At 53.2% G+C, this 19,466-nt stretch carries 20 protein-coding genes and 1 pseudogene; 16 read left to right on the top strand and 5 right to left on the bottom strand.

Annotation, left to right across the window (positions count from 1 at the left end; translation table 11 throughout):
• The first annotated feature begins 8 nt into the window (after positions 1 to 8).
• Entirely contained in the window at positions 9 to 962 is a 954-nt protein-coding gene (locus RHP47_RS04810) for a serine hydrolase (RefSeq protein WP_310841189.1), read from the top strand.
• Here RHP47_RS04810 and psaK read toward each other — a convergent pair.
• On the bottom strand, positions 939 to 1,190 hold the full coding sequence (gene psaK, locus RHP47_RS04805; RefSeq protein ID WP_226972017.1) for a photosystem I reaction center subunit PsaK: 252 nt from the start codon (positions 1,188 to 1,190) through the stop codon (positions 939 to 941). The genes RHP47_RS04810 and psaK overlap by 24 nt on opposite strands.
• 95 nt (positions 1,191 to 1,285) lie before the next feature.
• Between psaK and RHP47_RS04800 the strand changes: the two genes are divergently transcribed.
• Positions 1,286 to 1,978, top strand: coding sequence for a phosphoribosylanthranilate isomerase (locus RHP47_RS04800; protein ID WP_302679930.1), 693 nt, complete (start codon positions 1,286 to 1,288; stop codon positions 1,976 to 1,978).
• Here the strand turns inward: RHP47_RS04800 and RHP47_RS04795 are convergent.
• Positions 1,928 to 2,662, bottom strand: a complete 735-nt coding sequence (locus RHP47_RS04795; RefSeq protein ID WP_310841187.1) for a DUF2993 domain-containing protein — start codon at positions 2,660 to 2,662, stop codon at positions 1,928 to 1,930. The two genes, RHP47_RS04800 and RHP47_RS04795, sit on opposite strands and share 51 nt — an antisense overlap.
• Before the next feature lie 141 nt (positions 2,663 to 2,803).
• Here RHP47_RS04795 and RHP47_RS04790 point away from each other — a divergent pair, with 141 nt between their 5' ends.
• Positions 2,804 to 3,388 carry a Uma2 family endonuclease gene (locus RHP47_RS04790; RefSeq protein WP_226972016.1) on the top strand — a complete coding sequence of 195 codons (585 nt, stop codon included), beginning with the start codon at positions 2,804 to 2,806 and terminating at the stop codon, positions 3,386 to 3,388.
• Here the strand turns inward: RHP47_RS04790 and RHP47_RS04785 are convergent.
• Together RHP47_RS04785 and RHP47_RS04780 are read right to left on the bottom strand one after the other, a co-directional pair.
• Positions 3,385 to 5,943, bottom strand: a complete 2,559-nt coding sequence (locus RHP47_RS04785) for a DUF3536 domain-containing protein (protein WP_310841186.1) — start codon at positions 5,941 to 5,943, stop codon at positions 3,385 to 3,387. The genes RHP47_RS04790 and RHP47_RS04785 overlap by 4 nt on opposite strands.
• Positions 5,944 to 6,057: 114 nt before the next feature.
• A complete protein-coding gene (locus RHP47_RS04780) occupies positions 6,058 to 6,447 on the bottom strand; it encodes a universal stress protein (RefSeq protein ID WP_310841185.1) in 390 nt (129 codons plus the stop codon).
• Positions 6,448 to 6,601: 154 nt separating this feature from the next.
• Between RHP47_RS04780 and RHP47_RS04775 the strand changes: the two genes are divergently transcribed.
• The 13 genes and pseudogenes from RHP47_RS04775 (at position 6,602) to RHP47_RS04720 (ending at position 18,262) form a co-directional block, all read left to right on the top strand.
• Positions 6,602 to 7,804 carry a phosphoglycerate kinase gene (locus tag RHP47_RS04775; protein WP_206199851.1) on the top strand — a complete coding sequence of 401 codons (1,203 nt, stop codon included), beginning with the start codon at positions 6,602 to 6,604 and terminating at the stop codon, positions 7,802 to 7,804.
• A gap of 409 nt (positions 7,805 to 8,213) precedes the next feature.
• The gene (locus RHP47_RS04770; RefSeq protein ID WP_190278230.1) at positions 8,214 to 8,540 is read left to right on the top strand and encodes an HU family DNA-binding protein; all 327 of its coding nucleotides are present in this window, start codon (positions 8,214 to 8,216) and stop codon (positions 8,538 to 8,540) included.
• A 5-nt stretch (positions 8,541 to 8,545) separates the two neighbouring features.
• Positions 8,546 to 9,610 carry a threonine-phosphate decarboxylase CobD gene (gene cobD, locus RHP47_RS04765; protein ID WP_310841183.1) on the top strand — a complete coding sequence of 355 codons (1,065 nt, stop codon included), beginning with the start codon at positions 8,546 to 8,548 and terminating at the stop codon, positions 9,608 to 9,610.
• A gap of 428 nt (positions 9,611 to 10,038) precedes the next feature.
• On the top strand, positions 10,039 to 11,346 hold the full coding sequence (locus RHP47_RS04760; RefSeq protein WP_310841182.1) for an aminopeptidase P N-terminal domain-containing protein: 1,308 nt from the start codon (positions 10,039 to 10,041) through the stop codon (positions 11,344 to 11,346).
• Between the two features lie 513 nt (positions 11,347 to 11,859).
• On the top strand, positions 11,860 to 12,822 hold the full coding sequence (locus RHP47_RS04755) for an IS4 family transposase (RefSeq protein WP_310841179.1): 963 nt from the start codon (positions 11,860 to 11,862) through the stop codon (positions 12,820 to 12,822).
• Positions 12,823 to 13,009: 187 nt separating this feature from the next.
• Complete coding sequence (locus tag RHP47_RS04750; RefSeq protein ID WP_149818658.1) at positions 13,010 to 13,969, top strand: SPFH domain-containing protein; 960 nt, start codon at positions 13,010 to 13,012, stop codon at positions 13,967 to 13,969.
• A gap of 3 nt (positions 13,970 to 13,972) precedes the next feature.
• Positions 13,973 to 14,242: a phosphoribosylformylglycinamidine synthase subunit PurS gene (gene purS / locus RHP47_RS04745; protein ID WP_149818656.1), complete on the top strand. Its 270-nt coding sequence runs from the start codon at positions 13,973 to 13,975 to the stop codon at positions 14,240 to 14,242.
• A 5-nt stretch (positions 14,243 to 14,247) separates the two neighbouring features.
• Complete coding sequence (locus tag RHP47_RS04740; protein ID WP_310841177.1) at positions 14,248 to 14,853, top strand: hypothetical protein; 606 nt, start codon at positions 14,248 to 14,250, stop codon at positions 14,851 to 14,853.
• Complete coding sequence (gene purQ, locus RHP47_RS04735) at positions 14,850 to 15,575, top strand: phosphoribosylformylglycinamidine synthase subunit PurQ (RefSeq protein ID WP_149818651.1); 726 nt, start codon at positions 14,850 to 14,852, stop codon at positions 15,573 to 15,575. Before RHP47_RS04740 ends, purQ begins: the two co-directional genes overlap by 4 nt.
• Before the next feature lie 7 nt (positions 15,576 to 15,582).
• Positions 15,583 to 16,560, top strand: coding sequence for a linear amide C-N hydrolase (locus RHP47_RS04730; protein WP_149818649.1), 978 nt, complete (start codon positions 15,583 to 15,585; stop codon positions 16,558 to 16,560).
• A 226-nt stretch (positions 16,561 to 16,786) separates the two neighbouring features.
• A complete protein-coding gene (locus tag RHP47_RS04725) occupies positions 16,787 to 17,041 on the top strand; it encodes a type II toxin-antitoxin system Phd/YefM family antitoxin (protein WP_286626843.1) in 255 nt (84 codons plus the stop codon).
• Positions 17,042 to 17,130: 89 nt separating this feature from the next.
• Positions 17,131 to 17,418, top strand: a pseudogene (locus RHP47_RS13015) (type II toxin-antitoxin system VapC family toxin).
• A 127-nt stretch (positions 17,419 to 17,545) separates the two neighbouring features.
• Entirely contained in the window at positions 17,546 to 18,262 is a 717-nt protein-coding gene (locus RHP47_RS04720; RefSeq protein ID WP_226972014.1) for a C40 family peptidase, read from the top strand.
• On the opposite strand, the gene RHP47_RS04715 is transcribed toward RHP47_RS04720, so the two are convergent.
• Positions 18,259 to 19,422, bottom strand: a complete 1,164-nt coding sequence (locus RHP47_RS04715) for a GuaB3 family IMP dehydrogenase-related protein (protein ID WP_149818647.1) — start codon at positions 19,420 to 19,422, stop codon at positions 18,259 to 18,261. The two genes, RHP47_RS04720 and RHP47_RS04715, sit on opposite strands and share 4 nt — an antisense overlap.
• Positions 19,423 to 19,466: the final 44 nt, after the last annotated feature.

Here is a 19,466-nt window from a genome sequence, read left to right as displayed (position 1 = left end):
GTGAAATAATGATTTTTTTTCAGGCCAACACCTATCTCACGGATTTGGTGACGCGGACACTCCAAGCGACATGGCAACACTTTCCTTGGCTGGGACAAGAGGACATTGCCCTGACCTTATTGGTGTATCCACCCCCCATTCCCGTGAATACGGGCGGAGCGCTGACCGCCGCAGAATTTTGGCAGTATTCGATTCCCGGCGCCCACTATCGGGGTGATGTGCTGATGTACCCGGCCAGTGTGGTGAAGCTGTTTTATCTGGTGGCCTGTCATGAATGGCTCCATAGTGGCATGCTCCAGCCGGATGCGGAATTGGAACGCGCCCTGCGGGATATGATTGTGGATTCTAGCAATGATGCCACAGGGTTGGTGGTGGATATGCTCACAGGGACGACCAGTGGCCCAGTGCTGCCACCGGAACCTTTTCGCACATGGCAATACCAGCGCAATATCGTCAATCGCTATTTTCAATCCTTAGGGTGGCCAGAGCTAACTAATATCAACGTGAATCAAAAAACGTGGTGTGATGGCCCCTATGGACGAGAGCAGGAATTTGTCGGGCGCGATCGCCAGAATGCCAATCGTCTGACAACCAATGCAACCGCCAAGCTGATCCATAGCATTGTGGGGGGCGTAGCCGTCTCTGCCAGTGCCAGTCAAGCAATGATGGAACTGATGGAGCGTTCCCTCGATCCAGAGCTTTTGGCCGAGGATCCAGAAAACCAAGTACAGGGCTTTTTGGGGGAAGGGCTACCGCCGGGGGCAAAGTTGTGGTCAAAGGCGGGACTCACCAGTTGGGTGCGCCACGATGCGGCCTATATTGAACTCCCCAATCATTGCCCCTATACCTTGGTGGTTTTTACGGAAAATTGCACCGCCAGCAAGAATACGGAGGTACTGCCCTTCCTTTCCCGTCAGATTGCTAAGGGTATTCCGACCCTAGAGGGCACCGGAGTACTGTAGGCCGCTGACGACACCTGCTGCCAAAATGTGGCCAAAGCTGGTAGTAGCCAGCAATTCCGGCAGACCAAAGCCTTCAAAGAGGGCGGGCAAGGAAACGGGTAAACCGGGGCCTTTTCCCCGTGATTGAATGGCATAGCGGCCAATGGCGATCGCAAACAGGTTGCAGAGGATCACCACCAAACCCACAGACGGCGTCCAAGTGGTATCGGGGAGCGTGGCTAACACCATGGTTCCTCCTAAATGGGTACAATTGCCCATGAATTATACGGAACGGCCTGATCGCCCACCGCTAGTTCTTTACAAAATGGTGCATCTCGTTACAAATGCTTAACTCAACTGTCCCTGCCAAAATTACTGTCAAAATTTGTGGCTTGACTCTACCCGAACAGGCGATCGCGATCGCCCAAATGGGCGTCAGTGCCCTGGGGTTTATTACCGTGCCCCATTCCCCCCGCTATGTCCCCGCAGCAACCATTGCCGAGATTTGTCGGCAGTTGCCCCCCTCAGTGCTGACTGTTGCCGTGGTTGCCAATCTCGATTTAGCAGTATTAGCCCACTTAGTCACAACCACAGGGGTACAGGCACTACAGCTTCATGGCAGCGAATCGCCCGAGTTTTGCCAACAGGTGCGCCATACTTTCCCTAATATTGTGTTGATCAAAGCCCTGCGGGTGCGATCGGCAGCCAGCCTCGCTGAGATTCCCGCCTACGCCCCGATTGTGGATCGTATTCTTTTGGATGCTTACCATCCGCAGCAGTTGGGAGGCACGGGACAGCCCTTTGACTGGACGCTCCTCAAAGCGTTACACGTTCCTTGCCCTTGGTGGCTGGCGGGGGGTATTACGCCCGAAAATTGTCGGCAGGCGATCGCCCAAACCCAACCCCAAGGGATTGACCTAGCCAGTGGTGTGGAAAGCCAACCGGGAATCAAGGATTTAGGACGCGTAGCAGCGTTGCTGAGCAACCTAGGGATAAATGCAAATCATTCCCTGCACCCTGAGGGCACCCGTTTCTAGCCGCAACTCCTGAATGGCCACCCCCTCACCCAAATCAATGGCCACCGTGGGATGAGGGTCACCTTCCCCTTGCCAATGCACCTTTTCTAAGCAGAGGGTTCGCTCATCCTGCAAGCGCACCTGGGTCATCAAATGCCAATCCGCCTGCTCCCCTTGGGCATTCACCATCGAGAACACCAGTTTGAGGCACCCAGCACCCAATTCTGCCTGCGTACGCCGCAATTGCCACTCTTGCAGATTGACCCCTGCTTTGCCCAAGCCGCGCTGATCGAGCAATTTCAGCAGTTCCCGTAGGCTGGATTGCAGGAGCGGCGCCCCCAAAGAGGCGTCGAGATCGGCTTGGTTGAGAATTAGTTCCCCGCGTACCGGCACTGGTGCCAAGAGTTTTAGGGGTTTGCCTCGCAACACTTGTCCTAGATTAATCTGAATCTGTTCCGCTTGGACGGCTGCTTGGCGCAATTGAATACCGCGATAACTGGCTCTTGCTGCGGCAACGCGCACGTGGGGTAAGTATCCCCGCAAAATCTGGCGATCGCCCCCCTGAATTTGAATTTCCAAGCCTGTTGCCTGCTCCAACTGCGCAGATAACCACCAGTGCAACGCCGGTTGCAAGACTCGGGGAATTAGTCCGCGTTCAGAAGCGGCACCAAACGCCTCAGCCATTTCTGGCGACGTTAACGACATACGTACTCCTCACACACTTTTTGGGTGATACCTAGGCCAGCCTATGGGGCTAGTTCGCTGATTTTAACGAAACTGGACGTAGGTTTGGTCTGGCCAGAGGCAACTTTCCTAATTTGCTAGAACTGGGGTAGTGGAAACGCGATGAGAGGCTGCTCAGCCATGCTGACGATCGCCCTACAACCGGTGCTGGAACTAACCGATGAGCAGTTTGCCGCAATTTGCCGCCAAAACCCTGATCTGCGGCTGGAGCGATCGCCCCGTGGAGAATTAATCATTATGCCCCCCACAGGTGGAGAAACCGGCAGGCGCAATCTTCAAATAGCTGTTCAACTGTACCTCTGGAATCAGCAATCCCGATTGGGCGTTGCCTTTGACTCCTCGACGGGATTTAAGCTGCCCAATGGCGCCATTCGCAGTCCCGATGTTGCTTGGATTCCAAGCGATCGCTGGCACGCCTTGACCGCCGAACAACGGCAAGGATTTGTACCGCTTTGTCCCGATTTTGTGATTGAGCTGCGCAGTGATGATCTGCGGCCACTCGCAGCCAAAATGCGCGAATATCTGGACAATGGTTTGCACCTAGGCTGGCTGATTGACCCGCAAAATCAACGGGTAGAAATCTACCGTTCTCAAATACCCCCTGAAGTCGCGATCGCCCCTCGGCACCTCTCTGGGGAAGACCTGCTCCCTGGATTCGTGCTGGATTTAACGGAGATTCTTCCCTAGGAAGAGAGGGCAACCAATAGTTGGGGATCAACCTTGAGGCGGATAGCTAAGGTTTGTAGGTGCCGCCGATCGCCCTCGCTGAGGTGCCTGCCCTTCTGCCGCAGTTCACCCATCAGGGTATAAAGCTGTTCCTGTGCCCGATCCAGATTCAGGTTCAAACCTAAGGCATCGCCAATGGTGATCAAGTCCTGCAGCAGGGGACTCAACTGGCCAAGGGTGTCACTGTCGAGGTGGTGGGCAAGATAACGCAATCCAGTGCTAATTTGCTGCTCAAGGAGTCGCTGTTGCTCTTGAAGGCTAAGGTGACAACCCAACAACCGTGCTTCACGGGCGATCGCCGCCAATTCTGCTAAATGGTTTTGTAGATCCGCCAAGGGCAAATCACTGAGATCGCTCAGGTCTTGCTCTAAACCCCGCAAATGGCTAATGGCACGATGGGTCAACGCCACCGCTGCCGCGACTTGCAATTCTTGGGGCACACTCAGGCCATCCCGCTGAAACCCCATCAGGATACCGTAGTTATCGCGATAGACTTGGGTATAAAGCTGATCCAAGCGCGTAAGGGTTTCCCGCGCCAGCACCCCCATGAGACGGTGTCGTTCCTCAGCAAAGAGATCATCCAAGCTGTAGGCTACCCCCCCAAAGCGTTCCGTAATTGCCACCACCACCCGTGCTGCACTCCCCTGTTGGAAGGCTTGCAGGAGATGGGTCTTGATCTGGCTATATTCCCGCCGCCCTTGGAAGGGTTGAATCCCACAGTGGAAATCCCAGCCCCCCAAGTGCAAGACAGCAAAGATCAGCAGTTGGGACTCGGTTGTCATCGTCGAGGTGAGTTGAATCTGGCCGATCGCCAAGGTCAGGCTGCCCATGCGTTGGAGATGATAATCCCCCTGCTCGATCTCATAGCAGTAGAGCTGGTGTTGGCGGGGGTAGCTGTTAAAGAGGGAACTCATAGCATAGTGGGCGGCCACCTGCTGCAAGCTAATTTGAGCCGTTTTCACCAACTGGTGATAGACTGCTGCCCCATTGCCAAACTGGGGCACATTGCTGGGGGCAGCGGCCAGACGCTCAATAAACTCCGGTTCCAACTGCACCCCTGCCACATCTCCCGCCAGTTCGATCGCCCGTGCCGCATAGCGGAGAATTTGTACCCCCTCAGGCCGCGAGAGTTCATCAAAGAACCAGCCACAACTGGTAAACATCAGCAGGGCATGGTGCTGCATCTCCAGCAGACGCAGGGCATCAATTTGCTCGCTTTGACTCAGGGGGCGGCGTTGGTGATGTGCCAAAAAACGATGCAGGGTCTCCGGGGCGCGATCGCCCAGCACCTGAATATAGGCATCGCGGGCAGCCCAAACATCCTGAAATAGCTCGCCCCCAAGCGTTTCATAAATGTCAATTAGCTCATCCCGCAGCCAGTTCAGCGCCTCCCGCAAGGGGCGTCGCCACAGTTGCTGCCACTCGCCTCCGCCACCGCAACCACAATTGTCCTGCCAGCGATCCACGCCATGGGCACAACTCCACGCCGTGACGGGTTTGAGTTCCACCTCCCATGTGGGCGGGAACAGGCTGAGGTAGTAGGCAAAGTTAGTGATCTGCCAGCCTCGACGGGGAATTTCTACCTTAAAGGCATAGGCGAGGGCTTTTTCACCGCCATACTTGTGATGGCCAAAGGTTTCCCCATCAGTGGCAACGGCAATGATTTGACTGGGGCGATGATCGCCGCGTACGGCCTGCCCTAGGCGTCCTACTAGAAACTGCGAGCTACTGAGCAGGTCACTAAAGCCCATGTCCCGTGAAATGGGGCCATCGTAGAAGAAAATGTCGAGGTAATCCCGCTGGCGATCGCCCTCCGGCAAATAGCAGCGATAGGGACGGGTCGGATCAATTTGGCTGCCACTGACTTCAATCCACTCGCTTTCACCGTCGGCAAGAATGGGACGACAGCGTTGGGCTTGGGAAGGTGCCAAAATCGTAAAGCGAATCCCCTCCTGAATCAGGGCGGCTACGGTGTCATAGTCAATGGCCGTTTCCGCCAGCCACATCCCCTCCGGCTCGCGGCCAAACCGCCGCCGAAAGTCCGCCTTGCCCCACCGAATTTGCGTGAGTTTGTCGCGGTAGTTGGCCAAGGGCAAAATCATGTGGTTATAGACTTGGGCGATCGCGTTGCCGGGGCCATTGAAGCGCTGACAACTGTGGCGATCAGCCTCAATAATGCGCTGATAGACCTCAAGATCGTAGCGTTCGAGCCAACTAAAGAGCGTCGGGCCAATATTAAAGCTGAGGTATTCAAAGTTATTGACAATATCAATGACCTCACCGCGATCGTTGAGAATCCGCGCAAAGGCATTGGGGCGATAGCACTCGTAGTAAATACGCTCATTCCAATCGTGGAACGGCTGGGCACTGGGTTGGTGTTCAATGGCATTGAGGTAGGGATTTTCGCGGGGGGGCTGATAGAAATGGCCATGGATGGTTACGTACACCCCAAGGGCTTGCAGTTGATCAGCAGCAGGGGAAAACACGGTCGGCGTCACATCTGTTGGATTCAGCATGCAGATCAACCACGAGACAACACATTCACTTTCCTTAGATCATCGGCGATCGCCCCAAGGGCTAGGCCGCCTGTGAGGAAACTTTAACCTCCGCAAGATTCAGTTACGCAGCGCCTAGGGCACCACCAAGACCGGACAGGGCGCCAAATTAATCACGCGGTTGCTGACACTTTCTTGAAACCCCTCTGGGGTCAGGCCCGTTCCTCGGCAACCCATAATAATCAAACTGGCATTGATCTCATCGGCCACATCACAGATCACAAAGGCCGGTTTGCCGCGCCGTAGCAAAGTTTCCGCCGCAATCGCGTGTTGGGCAAAGGCCTCCTTAGCACGATTCAAAAATTCTGTAATCGCTGCCTCTAATTCCGCATCCGGTTCAGCGCTTTCCTCCACTGATAGCAAAAACAACTGACTCTGAAACAACTTCACCATCTCCACCACGGTAGGTATGGCTTCTTGGGTGTCACGGCTACGGTCAATGGGAAAAAGAATGGTTTTGAACATAGAGTTCACCTCATTGGAGTCAAGTGGAAGGGCACGCCCTTGGGTAGAATGAGGGTCAGGTGAGGGTTCTGTAACGGGTCACTCCATCGCTGGCTGGGATTGTTATGCCCCTAGTACTATCATCCATGTTTTAACGCATTTAGGAGGCTCTAGCGTGTCTAAAAAATCTGTAGCGCAGTTATCGGCTGCCGACTTAGAAGGAAAGCGTGTCCTCGTGCGGGTGGATTTTAACGTTCCCGTCGATGAGAATGGCGTCATCACTGACGATACTCGCATCCGCGCCGCACTGCCCACCATTCAAGACCTGATCAGCAAAGGTGCCAAGGTGATTCTTGTCAGCCACTTTGGCCGTCCCAAGGGTGTGGATGATAAACTGCGCCTCACTCCTGTGGCTCAGCGGCTCTCGGAACTGCTCCACAAACCCGTGGCCAAGCTCGATGACTGCATTGGTGATGCCGTGGTGGCCCATACCCAAGCAATGGCCAATGGGGATGTCTGTCTCCTCGAGAATGTGCGCTTCCATCCGGGGGAAGAAAAAAATGATCCTGAATTTGCCAAGCAACTGGCGGCCTGTGCAGAAGTCTATGTCAACGATGCCTTTGGCACTGCGCACCGCGCCCATGCCTCAACTGCTGGGGTGACGCAATACCTCAGTCCCTGCGTGGCGGGCTTTTTGATTGAGAAAGAACTGGAATATCTCCAAAACGCCATTGAGCATCCCCGCCGTCCCTTGGCTGCGATTGTGGGGGGATCGAAAGTCTCTTCTAAGATTGGTGTGATTGAAGCCCTTTTAGAAAAAGTGGATAAATTGCTGATCGGCGGCGGCATGATCTTCACCTTCTACAAAGCACGGGGTCTCAATGTGGGCAAATCCTTGGTGGAAGAAGACAAGTTGGAGCTAGCCAAACACCTCGCAGCCAAAGCCCAAGAAAAAGGGGTGGAGTTGCTCTTGCCCACAGATGTCGTGGTGGCGGATAACTTTGCCGCCGATGCCAATAGTCAAGTGGTCAGTATCGAAGCGATTCCCGATGGCTGGATGGGTCTGGATATTGGGCCTGCTTCGGTCAAACGCTTCCAAGAGGCGCTCAAGGATTGCAAAACAGTGATCTGGAATGGCCCAATGGGGGTGTTTGAGTTTGATCAATTTGCCAAGGGCACGGAGGCGATCGCCCGCTGTTTGGCTGACCTCACCAGTGAGGGCGTCTCCACGATTATTGGCGGTGGCGATTCCGTAGCTGCTGTGGAAAAAGTGGGCGTTGCCGATCGCATGAGCCACATCTCCACCGGTGGTGGCGCCAGCCTTGAACTCCTCGAAGGCAAAGAACTTCCTGGTATTGCCGCCTTGGATGATGCCTAGGGGATAGATCATCGCCAATACGCTGTGATCAAATCCTCCGAATCCAAGCATTAAATTCATGAAATTTGTGAATGCCCCATCGTCTCAGCCATGGGGCTTTTTTGTTCTCTGGGGCGATATTCAGACCTTGGGACACCGTGATTTGTTAATTTTTCTAACAACTGTCACTGCCCCAAACTATCCCTGCAAAGAGGATGGAATAGGCTAAAAGACTGATGAATCAAGGGTTTGAGAAATTTCTAATGGATAAAAGTGGCTGAAAACCACATATCTTAAAGGTTTCAGGGTTCCAGTTGGGGTCTGGCTATTCTAGAATGAGGCTTGAAAGCAAGCAGAGGCAAGGGTTTCGTGCCTTTCACCCATTTGTTCCTCAATTAACAACCTTTAATGTTTCTGTGGAGTGATCCCCATGAATAAAGCTGAACTCGTGGATGCTGTGTTTAGTCGTGCCCATAGCACCAACAACGTCACCAAAAAGCAAGTTGAGGCCATTATCTCAGCCACCGTTGAGGAAATCATGGAGGCCGTGGCCAAGGGAGAAAAAGTGACACTAGTGGGCTTTGGTGCCTTTGAACCGCGGGAGCGCAAAGCCCGTGAAGGACGCAACCCGAAAACCAAAGAAAAAATGCAAATCCCAGCAACTACCGTTCCCGCCTTTTCAGCAGGGAAACTTTTCAAAGAAAAAGTTGCACCGCCGGCGGCTCCTGAACCGGCGGCCAAGGGCAAGAAAAAATAGTCTGAATGCCCCCCCGCCACGGTGGCAATTTAGCTTGGGCGGCAGCGATCGCTGGCTGTGCTCCCGATGCAATTTTGGATTTCTCCGCCAGTCTCAACCCCTGGGGACCTCCTGACTCAGTGATAGCCGCCCTTCAGGCGGCGCTGCCCACGATTCGTGACTATCCCGATCCCGATTGCCGTCCCTTGGTGGATGCCCTTGCCGCCCTGCATCAACTACCGAAGGATTATTTTTTGGTGGGCAACGGCGCGGCGGAGTTATTGACTTGGGTAGGTCGCGAGTGTGGCGATCGCCAGCAGATTTATCTTATTACTCCTGCTTTTGCTGACTACCGGCGGGCACTGGCGGCTTTTGCTTGCCCAATTGTGCCGATTCCCCTAGCCCAGGTGCAAAGCGGCTTTGGGGCGATCGCGCCTGCCCTAACCCCTGAAGATGCCATCCTCATTAACAATCCCCATAACCCCAGTGGGCATCTTTGGTCGCGGAATCAGCTCCAGCCCTTGCTAGAGACGGGTGCCCTGGTGGTGGTAGATGAGGCCTTTATGGACTTTTTGCCCCCTGCAGCCAGCGAGTCCCTTGTGGAGGTTGTTTCTGAGTACTCGAACTTGATGGTCCTGCGATCGCTGACGAAGTTCTATGGTCTGGCGGGTCTGCGTCTCGGCTATGGGGTGTCCTCTCCAGAACGTTGGCAACGCTGGCGATCGTGGCGCGATCCCTGGAGTGTGAATTGCTTGGCAATCATTGCCGGTGTCACAGCTTTGGGCGATCGCCCCTTTCAGGAACAGACTTGGGCATGGTTACCGCCAGCGCGTCATGCCTTTGCGGCGGCCTTAAATAATATGCCCGAACTGAAGGTGGTGACCGAGAGCAAGGCAAACTTTCTACTCCTGCAAGCAACGGACACCATTTTGCCCCTGCAAACCTACCTCCTCCAGCAGCATCACATTTTGATTCGCGATTGTTGCAGCTTTCCCGAATTGGGCGCTTCCTACTTCCGAGTGGCGGTGCGCCGTGACAGCGAAAATCAGCGGCTCCTCGAGGGTTTGCGGGCTTATTACCAACGCCGGTAGGAATTGCATCCCCCAAAGCCAAGGTGGTATAGTAGCGGTACTGAAGGGGGCGTGGCGGAATGGTAGACGCTGCGGACTTAAGCAATTGAGCCTTAGTAGAGAAATCTATTAAGTGAATGCTCTCAAATTCAGGGAAACCTACGTTTGTCCATAGGGCAAATAGGGCAATCCTGAGCCAAGCCGTTTCCCATGGATCATTCCTCCAGAAACGGAAGGTGCAGAGACTCGACGGGAGCTACCCTACCGTAGATCCTCTACGCGGGTAAAGGGAGAGTCCAATCCTCAACACCCAAGGGGTGGTCGCGAAAGCGGCAGGAGGATGAAAATCCGTTGACCTTAAACAAGTCGTGAGGGTTCAAGTCCCTCCGCCCCCACCAAACCACTTCAGGGTCATCATTCCCAAGGGTTGACCCACTTTTCAAGGCGCGATGAAAACAGAGTACCAGCAACGACAGCAGCAGTTTTTAGAGAAATTGGGCACGGGTGTCGCTGTTTTCTGTAGTGCCCCGCGCGCCATCATGCACAATGATGTGGACTACAACTTTCGCCAAGAAAGTAACTTTTATTACCTCACGGGCTTTAATGAGCCAGAGGCCGTTGCTGTTTTTGCGCCCAACCACAGTGAGCATCGCTATGTTCTCTTTGTGCAGCCCAAGGATCTCAGCCAAGAGATCTGGACAGGGGCACGCCTTGGGGTAGAAGCAGCCAAGGAGCAATTAGGCGCCGATGCGGTGTATCCCATTGGTGAGCTAGAGCAGCACCTGCCGCGCTATCTGGAAACCGGCGACCCCCTCTACTACCACTTTGGTCACCATGAGCGCTTTAATCAACTGATTCTCAAGCACTATCAACAGCTTTTAGCAACCCTACCCAAGCGGGGCACAGGGCCGCGGGCGATCGCCGATCCCAGTATTCTCTTGGCACCGATGCGGCAAATTAAATCAGCAGCAGAATTGGCCTTGATGCGCCAAGCGATCGCCATCACTGTCGAAGCCCATCAGCGTGCCCGCGAAGTGGCTGCCCCCGGACGCTGGGAATATGAAATTCAGGCGGAGATGGAGCATCTCTTTCGCCGACGGGGGGGCGATGGTCCTGCCTACCCTTCCATTGTGGCTTCAGGGCCCAATAGCTGTGTGCTCCACTACACTGAGAACCAACGGCAAATGGCAGCAGGAGACTTACTTTTAATTGATGCTGGCTGTGCCTATCGCTACTACAACGCTGATATTACCCGCACCTTTCCTGTGAGTGGCCAGTTCAGTGGCGAGCAAAGAGCCATTTATGAGATTGTGCTTGCTGCCCAAAAGGCCGCCATTGAGCAGGTGCAACCGGGGAATACCTACAACCAAATCCACGATGCGGCGGTGCGGGTGATCGTTGAGGGTCTGGTTGACCTTGGCCTGCTGCGGGGAGCAATTGACGATCTGATCAACGAAGGCAAAGAGAACAATACCCAGAAATATCGCACCTTCTTTATGCATGGCACCGGTCACTGGCTGGGTCTCGATGTCCATGATGTCGGCCTTTACAAGCACAACAAAGAGACATGGGTTACCCTGCAACCGGGTCAAGTGCTGACAGTGGAGCCGGGAATCTATATTCACCCCGAAGCGACTCCTGCCGAGGGTCAACCTGAGATTGGCGATCGCTGGCGCGGCATTGGCGTGCGCATCGAAGACGATGTCTTAGTCACCACCGAGGGGCACGAAGTACTGACAGCAGCGGCGCCCAAATAATAGAGAGCAGGAAGTCCTCCTCATTTAGTCCTTGACAGCAAGTCCCCGTGGAAAAAACTGTCAAATCCAAACGCCGCGTTGCTGACCATGGTGAAGTACTCACCCCCCAGCACATCGTGCAGGCTATGCTAGATTTAGTCCAGCCAGAAACCGAACGCATTAACTCGCCTTTCTTGGAACCCACCTGCGGTACTGGCAACTTCTCGGTAGAAATCCTCGCACGGAAGCCTGTTATGCCAAGGTTTAACTTGAATATGAGCGCTAGGCGGTGCTGGCAGTGGCATCAATTTATCGTATCGACATCGTAGAGGACAATACCGAGAAGTATCGCAAAAGGCACTAATCGTGTAATGAAGAGAAACGGCACACCTTCCCCTGTCGTCAAGCGAAGCAGAAAAAGAATAATAGCATTTGGTTCAGAAGTGTTGAAAGATAGTTTGAGAGGCTAGAAAAAAGGGAAGAAATGTCATATTCTTCCCTTAAAAGAAGAAAAAACAATCAATTGGCTTTACTATGGCATCTTTTGCAACTCTTGTCAAGTCCATTCTCAATCGGCTCAGCCCCTGTGACTACCCCGTGCTGAACTCTCAATTGTTCTTCAAAATCTGGTTGACCTACGTTCTCGACCAAGGGTTAACCAGTATGAGAGCCTTATTTTATCGCTTGAATCATGCAGGGATTACAGTGGATATGTCCACGTTTTCCAAAGCCAACAAAACTCGGACAACCAGCTTATTTGAGGGGATTTACACTCAACTGATGTCTCAAGCTCAAAAGAGACATCGTACTTCAAGCATGACGCTGTTTCCTATCGATTCAACCATCATTACCCTGACCAGTAAACTCTTTTGGTTCTATAAATATCATCAAGTGAAGTTACTTACGGGATTTGATTTAACAGAGAACATCATAGGTAAAGCGGTGATTTCTTTTGGGGAGAGACATGACTTGAGCTTTCAAGAGGAGATTCTAGAAATGATCTCTGAGAATGCTGTTGTAATCATGGATAGAGGGTTTGCGAGCTGGCAATTTTTAGAGCGACTGAGTGAGAGGAAGTGCTCATTTGTTGTACGTATCAAGAATAACATGAGAATGAAGCTCAATCATGAGAGATATCGCGTGGTTCAATTTTTTGACGAGAATCAAACGGAGTTTCGTATAGCGACAAATCTAAAGGAGCTGAGTGATGAGGAAGTGAGTGAGTTATATCGGCATCGGTGGGCGATTGAGAACCTATGGAAATTTCTGAAGATGCATTTATCATTAGACAAGTTGATTACGAAGAGTTTGAACGGGGTGATAAATCAGATTTATATGGTTTTAATTGCCTATTTAATTTTAGAGCTGGTGGAGATACCTGAATACTTTGGGAAGAAGCTATTAGACAAATTGCGATATTTGCAACTGGAACTCAGTCGTCGCTGCTCAATAGTGCATTGGAGCTTTGATTGGCAGCCAGAGCTACTGGTCACTTAAAATGTTAAGTTTTGTTGCAGGATTCAACACTTCTGGGTATTAACCAAAATCCTTGCTCCATGGTGCCAGAATCAGCACTCCTAGGTCAGCTAAAGGCGAGTAACAAATTATGAATTAGCCGCTGCTGTAGCCCAACCTAGACCGCCAGCTCCTAGAGTAGTAGTGAACTGATTCGGGAACGGAAACTATGGGTGAACTCTTTGGCCTGCTGTTTCTACTGGGGTTTGGGGGCTGGGCTATTGGTAGCTCTGTGCGCATTGTCAATCAGGGCAATATGGCCTTGGTGGAGCGGTTAGGCAGCTATAGCCGTCGCTTGGAACCGGGGCTAAATTTTACAGTGCCGCTCCTTGATCGCGTGGTCTTTGAGCAAACGACTCGGGAAAAGGTCTTAGATATTCCGCCGCAGCAGTGTATCACCCGTGACAATGTGACGATTACGGTGGATGCCGTTGTTTACTGGCGGATTATTGATATGGAGCGCGCCTACTACAAGGTGGAAAACCTGAAGATGGCAATGGTGAATCTGGTGCAAACGCAGATTCGAGCAGAAATGGGGAAGCTAGAGCTGGATGAAACCTTTACCGCTCGTACTCAGGTGAATGAGAATCTCCTGCGGGATCTCGATATTGCTACAGATCCGTGGGGGGTGAAGGTGACCCGTGTGGAACTGCGGGATATTGCCCCCTCGAAGGCGGTTCAAGACTCAATGGAACTGCAAATGTCTGCGGAGCGCAAAAAACGGGCTGCGATTCTCACCTCTGAAGGGGAGCGGGAAGCAGCGATCAACTCGGCTCGAGGTAAAGCGGAAGCTCAAGTGTTAGCCGCCGAGGCCGAACAAAAAGCCACTATTCTGGCAGCGGAAGCAGAACAAAAAGTGGTGGTGTTGCGTGCCCAAGCTGAGCGCCAAGATCAGATTTTGCGTGCCCAAGGAACTGCAGAAGCAATGAAAATTATTGCCGCAGCACTGCGCGAAGATCCCAAGGCCAAGGAAGCGCTCCAGTTTCTCCTTGCTCAGGGCTATTTAGATATGGGACGCACCATTGGCCATAGTGATAGCAGTAAAGTACTATTTATGGATCCCAGCAGTATCCCGGCAACGATTGAGGGTGTGAAGTCCCTGATCGAGCAGTCCCCCCGCGAGGTATAGTCCATGGCACAATTTCAGGCACAGGTTTTTGTTACGCTGCGACCATCGGTGTTAGATCCCGCAGGCGTCGCGGTACAGGCGGGGATTCATCATCTGGGCTATACCAATGTGCAAGCGGTGCGCATTGGCAAACTGGTGGAACTCACTCTAGAGGCCAGCGATCGCGCCACTGCCGAGGCACAACTCACCCACATTGCCGATCAACTGTTGGCCAACCCCGTGATTGAAACCTTTCGCATTGAATTGCAGGAGCTGGCGACTGCCGCAGGATAGGCACGATGTTCAACTGGTGGGATGATCTATTAGCCAGTATCGAGGCGGGCATCAAGGCTGGGATTGAATCGGGATTACAGTCCTTGGCGGAGACCCTTGCCCCCTTGCTGCAGGTACCGGAACCCGCAGCCCCCTTCCAACGGGTTGCCCTTTTTCGGGCGGGTGTGGATCAGCCTATTGCTGGCTCTGGTCTCAGGGTCGAAGGTGCCGCTTCGTATCTGGAGTCCCACTGGCCGCAGACGATTCCCCTCTTTGAACTCCCGGAAGCCCACCTCTGGTTGGAAGTGCCCTCTGCCCAAGGGGGCGATCAATTGCTCCTGTGCCGTGCCTTAGTGAAAACCGGGATGCTGCCTGAGGGGGGACAACTCTTCCTCAGCCGCAGTCAACCCTTTGGTTGGACATTTTCGCGCACGGTTTCCCTCGTGGGCGATCGCGACTGGCACCTGTGCGAAGTGCCTTTTCACCTCAAACCAGAACCCCAGACCCCCGGCTTGATTAAAATTGGGGTGGAATTCATGGGACACGGTGTGGTCTGGCTACGGGATATTGAGCTACTCCATGCCCCTGCCAAGTTAAAGCCGATTACTGACGTGATGGATGGATTGCTGTGAGTCATGCCCTAAACGTGGGGATTGTTGTTTTTCCCGGATCCAATTGCGATCGCGATGTGGCCTACGTCACGAGTGAAATTCTCCAATGGCGAACGCAACTGCTGTGGCACGAAGAGACCCATCTGAGTGACTATGATTTGATTGTGCTACCAGGGGGCTTCAGTTTTGGTGATTATTTGCGCTGTGGGGCGATCGCCCGCTTCTCACCAATTATGGCCGCCGTCAAAGACCATGCCGCCGCTGGCAAATGGGTGCTGGGCATTTGTAATGGGTTTCAAATCCTGACCGAGGCCAAACTGCTCCCCGGTGCTCTAGTGCGCAATCGGGACTTGCATTTTATTTGCGATCGCGTGTATTTGCGCCTAGAAGCCAAGGAACGCCCGTGGCTACAGGCCTATGGCGATAAAACGGTGATTCGCTTGCCCATTGCCCACGGTGAGGGCTGCTACTACGCCGATGCCGCCACCCTCGCTGAACTGGAAGCCAACCGCCAAGTCCTCTTTCGCTATGCCGATGCCCAAGGGAATGTCACCCCTGAGAGTAATCCCAATGGTTCGCTCAACAATATCGCCGGTATTTGCAATGCTGCTGGCAATGTGTTAGGCATGATGCCCCACCCTGAGCGCGCCGCTGACCCCGCCTTGAGCCACTCCCCCAGTGACCATACTTTAGACGGCTTGCAGTTATTTAAGTCCCTCTTGAATGCCGCCGTTTGCTGTTGAGGGTTCCATGTGTACTCGCATTCTCTGGCATACCAATGCCCTAGGGGTCTTTGTGGCGCGAACCATGGACTGGCCCACCACCACTGAACCAAAGCTAATCATTTTTCCGCGTGGGCTTCAGCGTCAGGGCAATCATCTGGGCACCGCTGCTCTTGAAATGGCAAACCCCGCCCGTTGGCAGTCCCGCTATGGCAGTGCCGTTGTCAGTATGTACGGCTTGGGAACCGTCGATGGCTTCAATGAACAGGGCTTGGCAGTGCATCTGCTCTATTTGACAGCAACGGACTTTGGCACACGGCATCCACAAAAGCAGGGGGTACACGCCGGACTCTGGGGGCAATACCTGCTGGATAATGCGGCAACAGTGCAGGAAGCCCTTGACCTCATGGCTCAGATTCAACCAGTGATGATCACGGTACAGGGCTTTGCCAGCACGGTTCATGTAGCGATCGCGGATGCCAGTGGCGACTCGGCCATTTTGGAATATCTCAACGGTGAACTGGTTATCCACCATGGACGCCAGTATCAAATCATGACCAACGATCCCCCCTATGATGAGCAGTTGGCCTACCGTGCCCAGTTTGATTTCACCAATGCCACACGCCAAACACCGCTGCCGGGGAATGTGGATCCCAGCCATCGCTTTGTGCGGGCTGATTATTTCTTGCAGGTGCTGCCCGAACCCCGCAATCAACGGGAAGCGATCGCCAGTGTGTTAGCGATCGCCCGCAATGTCTCTGTGCCCTTTGGTGCCCCCAATAAAGTGCCGGGAAGTCTCTACAACACTGAATACCGCACCGTTATGGATTTAACCCACCGCTATTACGTTTTTGAGCTAACCACAGCGCCCAACATCCTCTGGTTTCCCTTAGAGAAGTTTGAGTTACACCCTGAGGCACCGGTGATGATGCTAGATCCGAACCATCCTGAGTTGGTGGGGGATGTGGCGGCACAGTTTGCTCCCGTTGTAGCTGCCCCCTATTGAACTGTAGCTGACCTCTTTTTAGTCGCCTCAAGAGAAAGAAATTAAAATAAAGTAGCAGAGTATTGAGAAAGCTATGAATACCCCAAGAGCCGCTCTACCCAGCCTTTAGTTCGTTGATGAGCATTGCGACCTGTACTTGGAATCACTAAAGAGGGGAAGAGAAGCCTTGAAATGTTTCACTGCTTTGGATTTTGATGCATATATCAAGTTGTGTTGAGGCAAGCCGATGTTGAATGTAACGGTTGATGAGATTCAGCGTGATCCTCTCAAGTATCTGGATCAAGTAGAGGCAGGTGAGACCCTTATTATTTTTAGATCTAACCAGCTGATTGCTGAACTTAAACCTCTTAAACCTATTGGCAAGAGTAAGCAATTGCGACCATTTGGTTTATGTGCGGGCGAGTTTACCGTTCCAGATGATTTCGACGCTCCTTTGCCGGAAGAGCTGCTCAACGCATTCGAGGGTACAGCCCTTTTCTAAAATATGGGGGTCATCGAGAGGCTGTAACCCTGTCATAGAGGAGCTTTAACTTTCCTAGGTAAGTTCAATTCTTTTGAAAAGAGCTGTAAATGAGAATTTTGTTAGATACGCATATTTTCTTATGGTTCATTAGTGGTGATATCCAGTTATCAACGGATCTTCGGGATATAATTTCGTGATCCAGACAATGAGGTTTATCTGAGTATTGACAGCCTTGGTCTTGATGAAAATAGTGTAATTCAACTGGCTAAGCTAAACTGCCACCCTTGCATCGCGATCCGTTTGACAGAATGCTCATCTGTCAAGCATTACAAAACGGTTTGACCATTGCGACAGTGGATACAGCAATCCGTGCCTACTCAGTCGATGTCATGTAGCAGTACAGCCCAACTTCACTGATACCCCTCTTCGGTCACCTTAAGAAAAAGAAATTACATACGTAGAGTTTTGAAGCCTTCAAACCATGCTACTGACCCGCTATAAGCAAAAAGAGGGGCAACTCAAATGCAAAGTCATTATTCTCTAAACCATCAGACGGTAATGCAGCTTTATCAACTCACGGCCATGGTGAACCTCTACGACGCCCCCACGGGCGATCGCTTGGCGACCCAAGGGGCAGCAGGACGCTTGCTCTGGGCACCTGCTTTGGGGGCTGAACGTACCTACGTGCAACTTGCTGAGGATGAATACTGGGGCTGGCTGGATCCACAGGATTACCGCCATCTCACACCCGCCACTCAGCCCTATCAACCCATTACCCGCGATCGCGCCTATATTGAGGCTGTCCTTGAGGAGGTGATTGCCTTTTGCTTAGCGGCACAGCGGGTTCCCCATGCATACCTCTGGGGCGGAACCGTTGCCCCCAACTACGATTGCTCTGGCTTGATACAGGCTAGTTTTGCCCATCAAGGCATTTGGCTGCCGCGGGATGCCTATCAGCAGGAGGCTTTTGCCACGCCCCTAGGAAGCAACTCCATTGAGGAAACCTTACCCCAGCTTCAGCGGGGTGATCTCGTCTTTTTTGGTACCCGTGAAAAGGCGACCCATGTGGGTCTCTATCTGGGGCAGGGAGAGTATATCCATAGCTCTGGCAAAGAATATGGCCGCAATGGTATTGGCATTGATACCCTCTACGCCAGTGAGGATCCCGTCAGCATCGCCTATCGGCAGCAGTTTCGCGGCGGTGGCCGCATTGACTATAGCTATCTGCCCCTCGGCTAGCGACCCATCCCCAGTTTTTGCGCTTTTTGATAGACCTTGCCTTCCGTGAGGAGGGAAGGAGCAATGACGATCTCCACCTGTTGCATTTCCCGCAGATCCTTGGCGCCAAGGGTGCCCATGCTGGTTTGCAATGCCCCAAGGAAGTTATGGGTACCATCGTCCAACTGAGCGGGTCCCCGCAGAATCTGCTCAAGGGTGCCAGTGGTGCCGACATGAATGCGCGTCCCCCGAGGCAGCACCGGACTAGGCGTGGCCATACCCCAGTGATAACCGCGACCGGGGGCTTCTTTGGCACGGGCAAAGGGGGATCCCATCATCACCGCATCAGCCCCACAGGCAATACACTTGCAGACATCGCCACCGGTAACTAAGCCGCCATCGGCAATCACAGGCACATAGCGCTGCGTTTCTTCAAAGTAGGCTTCCCGCGCGGCGGCACAGTCGGCGATCGCCGTGACTTGAGGCACCCCCACCCCAAGCACACCCCGAGAAGTACAGGCTGCCCCCGGCCCAATCCCCACTAGAATTGCTGCCGCACCACAGTGCATAAGACTGAGGGCCACCTCATAGGTGACGCAATTCCCCAAAATGACGGGCATTGGCATCCGCTCACAAAAAGCAGCAAGGTCTAAGGGGTCTGTCCCCTCAGGGGCAAGGTGAGCCGGTGAGACAACCGTGGCTTGGACAAAGAGCAAATCGGCCCCTGCCGCTGCCACAACATCGCCAAAACGACTGGCTCCCGCTGGGGTTAAACTGACGGCAGCAATCCCCCCTTGGGATTTGATTTCTTGAATGCGTTTTTCAATGAGGTGGGGCTGAATCGGCTGGGCATACAACTGCTGCATCAGGGGCACAAATTCATCAACACTGACGCTGGCAATGCGTTCGAGAATCGGTGCTGGATCTTCGTAGCGGGTTTGAATTCCCTCAAGGTTGAGGACACCCAGTGCCCCCATTTGGCTGAGTTTGACGGCCATCGTGACATCCACGACCCCATCCATGGCACTGGCAATAATCGGAATTTCCCGTTCAATGGTACCAATGCGCCAGCGGGTATCGGCCAGTTGGGGATCAAGGGTGCGGTTGCCGGGGACAAGGGCAATTTCATCAATACCGTAGGCGCGACGGGCGGTGCGATGTCCCCCTAGTTGAATCGTCATGGTGTTCCTCGCAGTAGGTGGGCTAAATGATCAAGTACGGTGTC

It is taken from the genome of Thermosynechococcus sp. QKsg1 (genome assembly GCF_031586415.1).
Lineage (GTDB): Bacteria > Cyanobacteriota > Cyanobacteriia > Thermosynechococcales > Thermosynechococcaceae > Thermosynechococcus.
The sequence above is the reverse complement of the archived record's forward strand: the minus strand, read 5'-3'. Positions and strand labels throughout refer to the sequence as shown.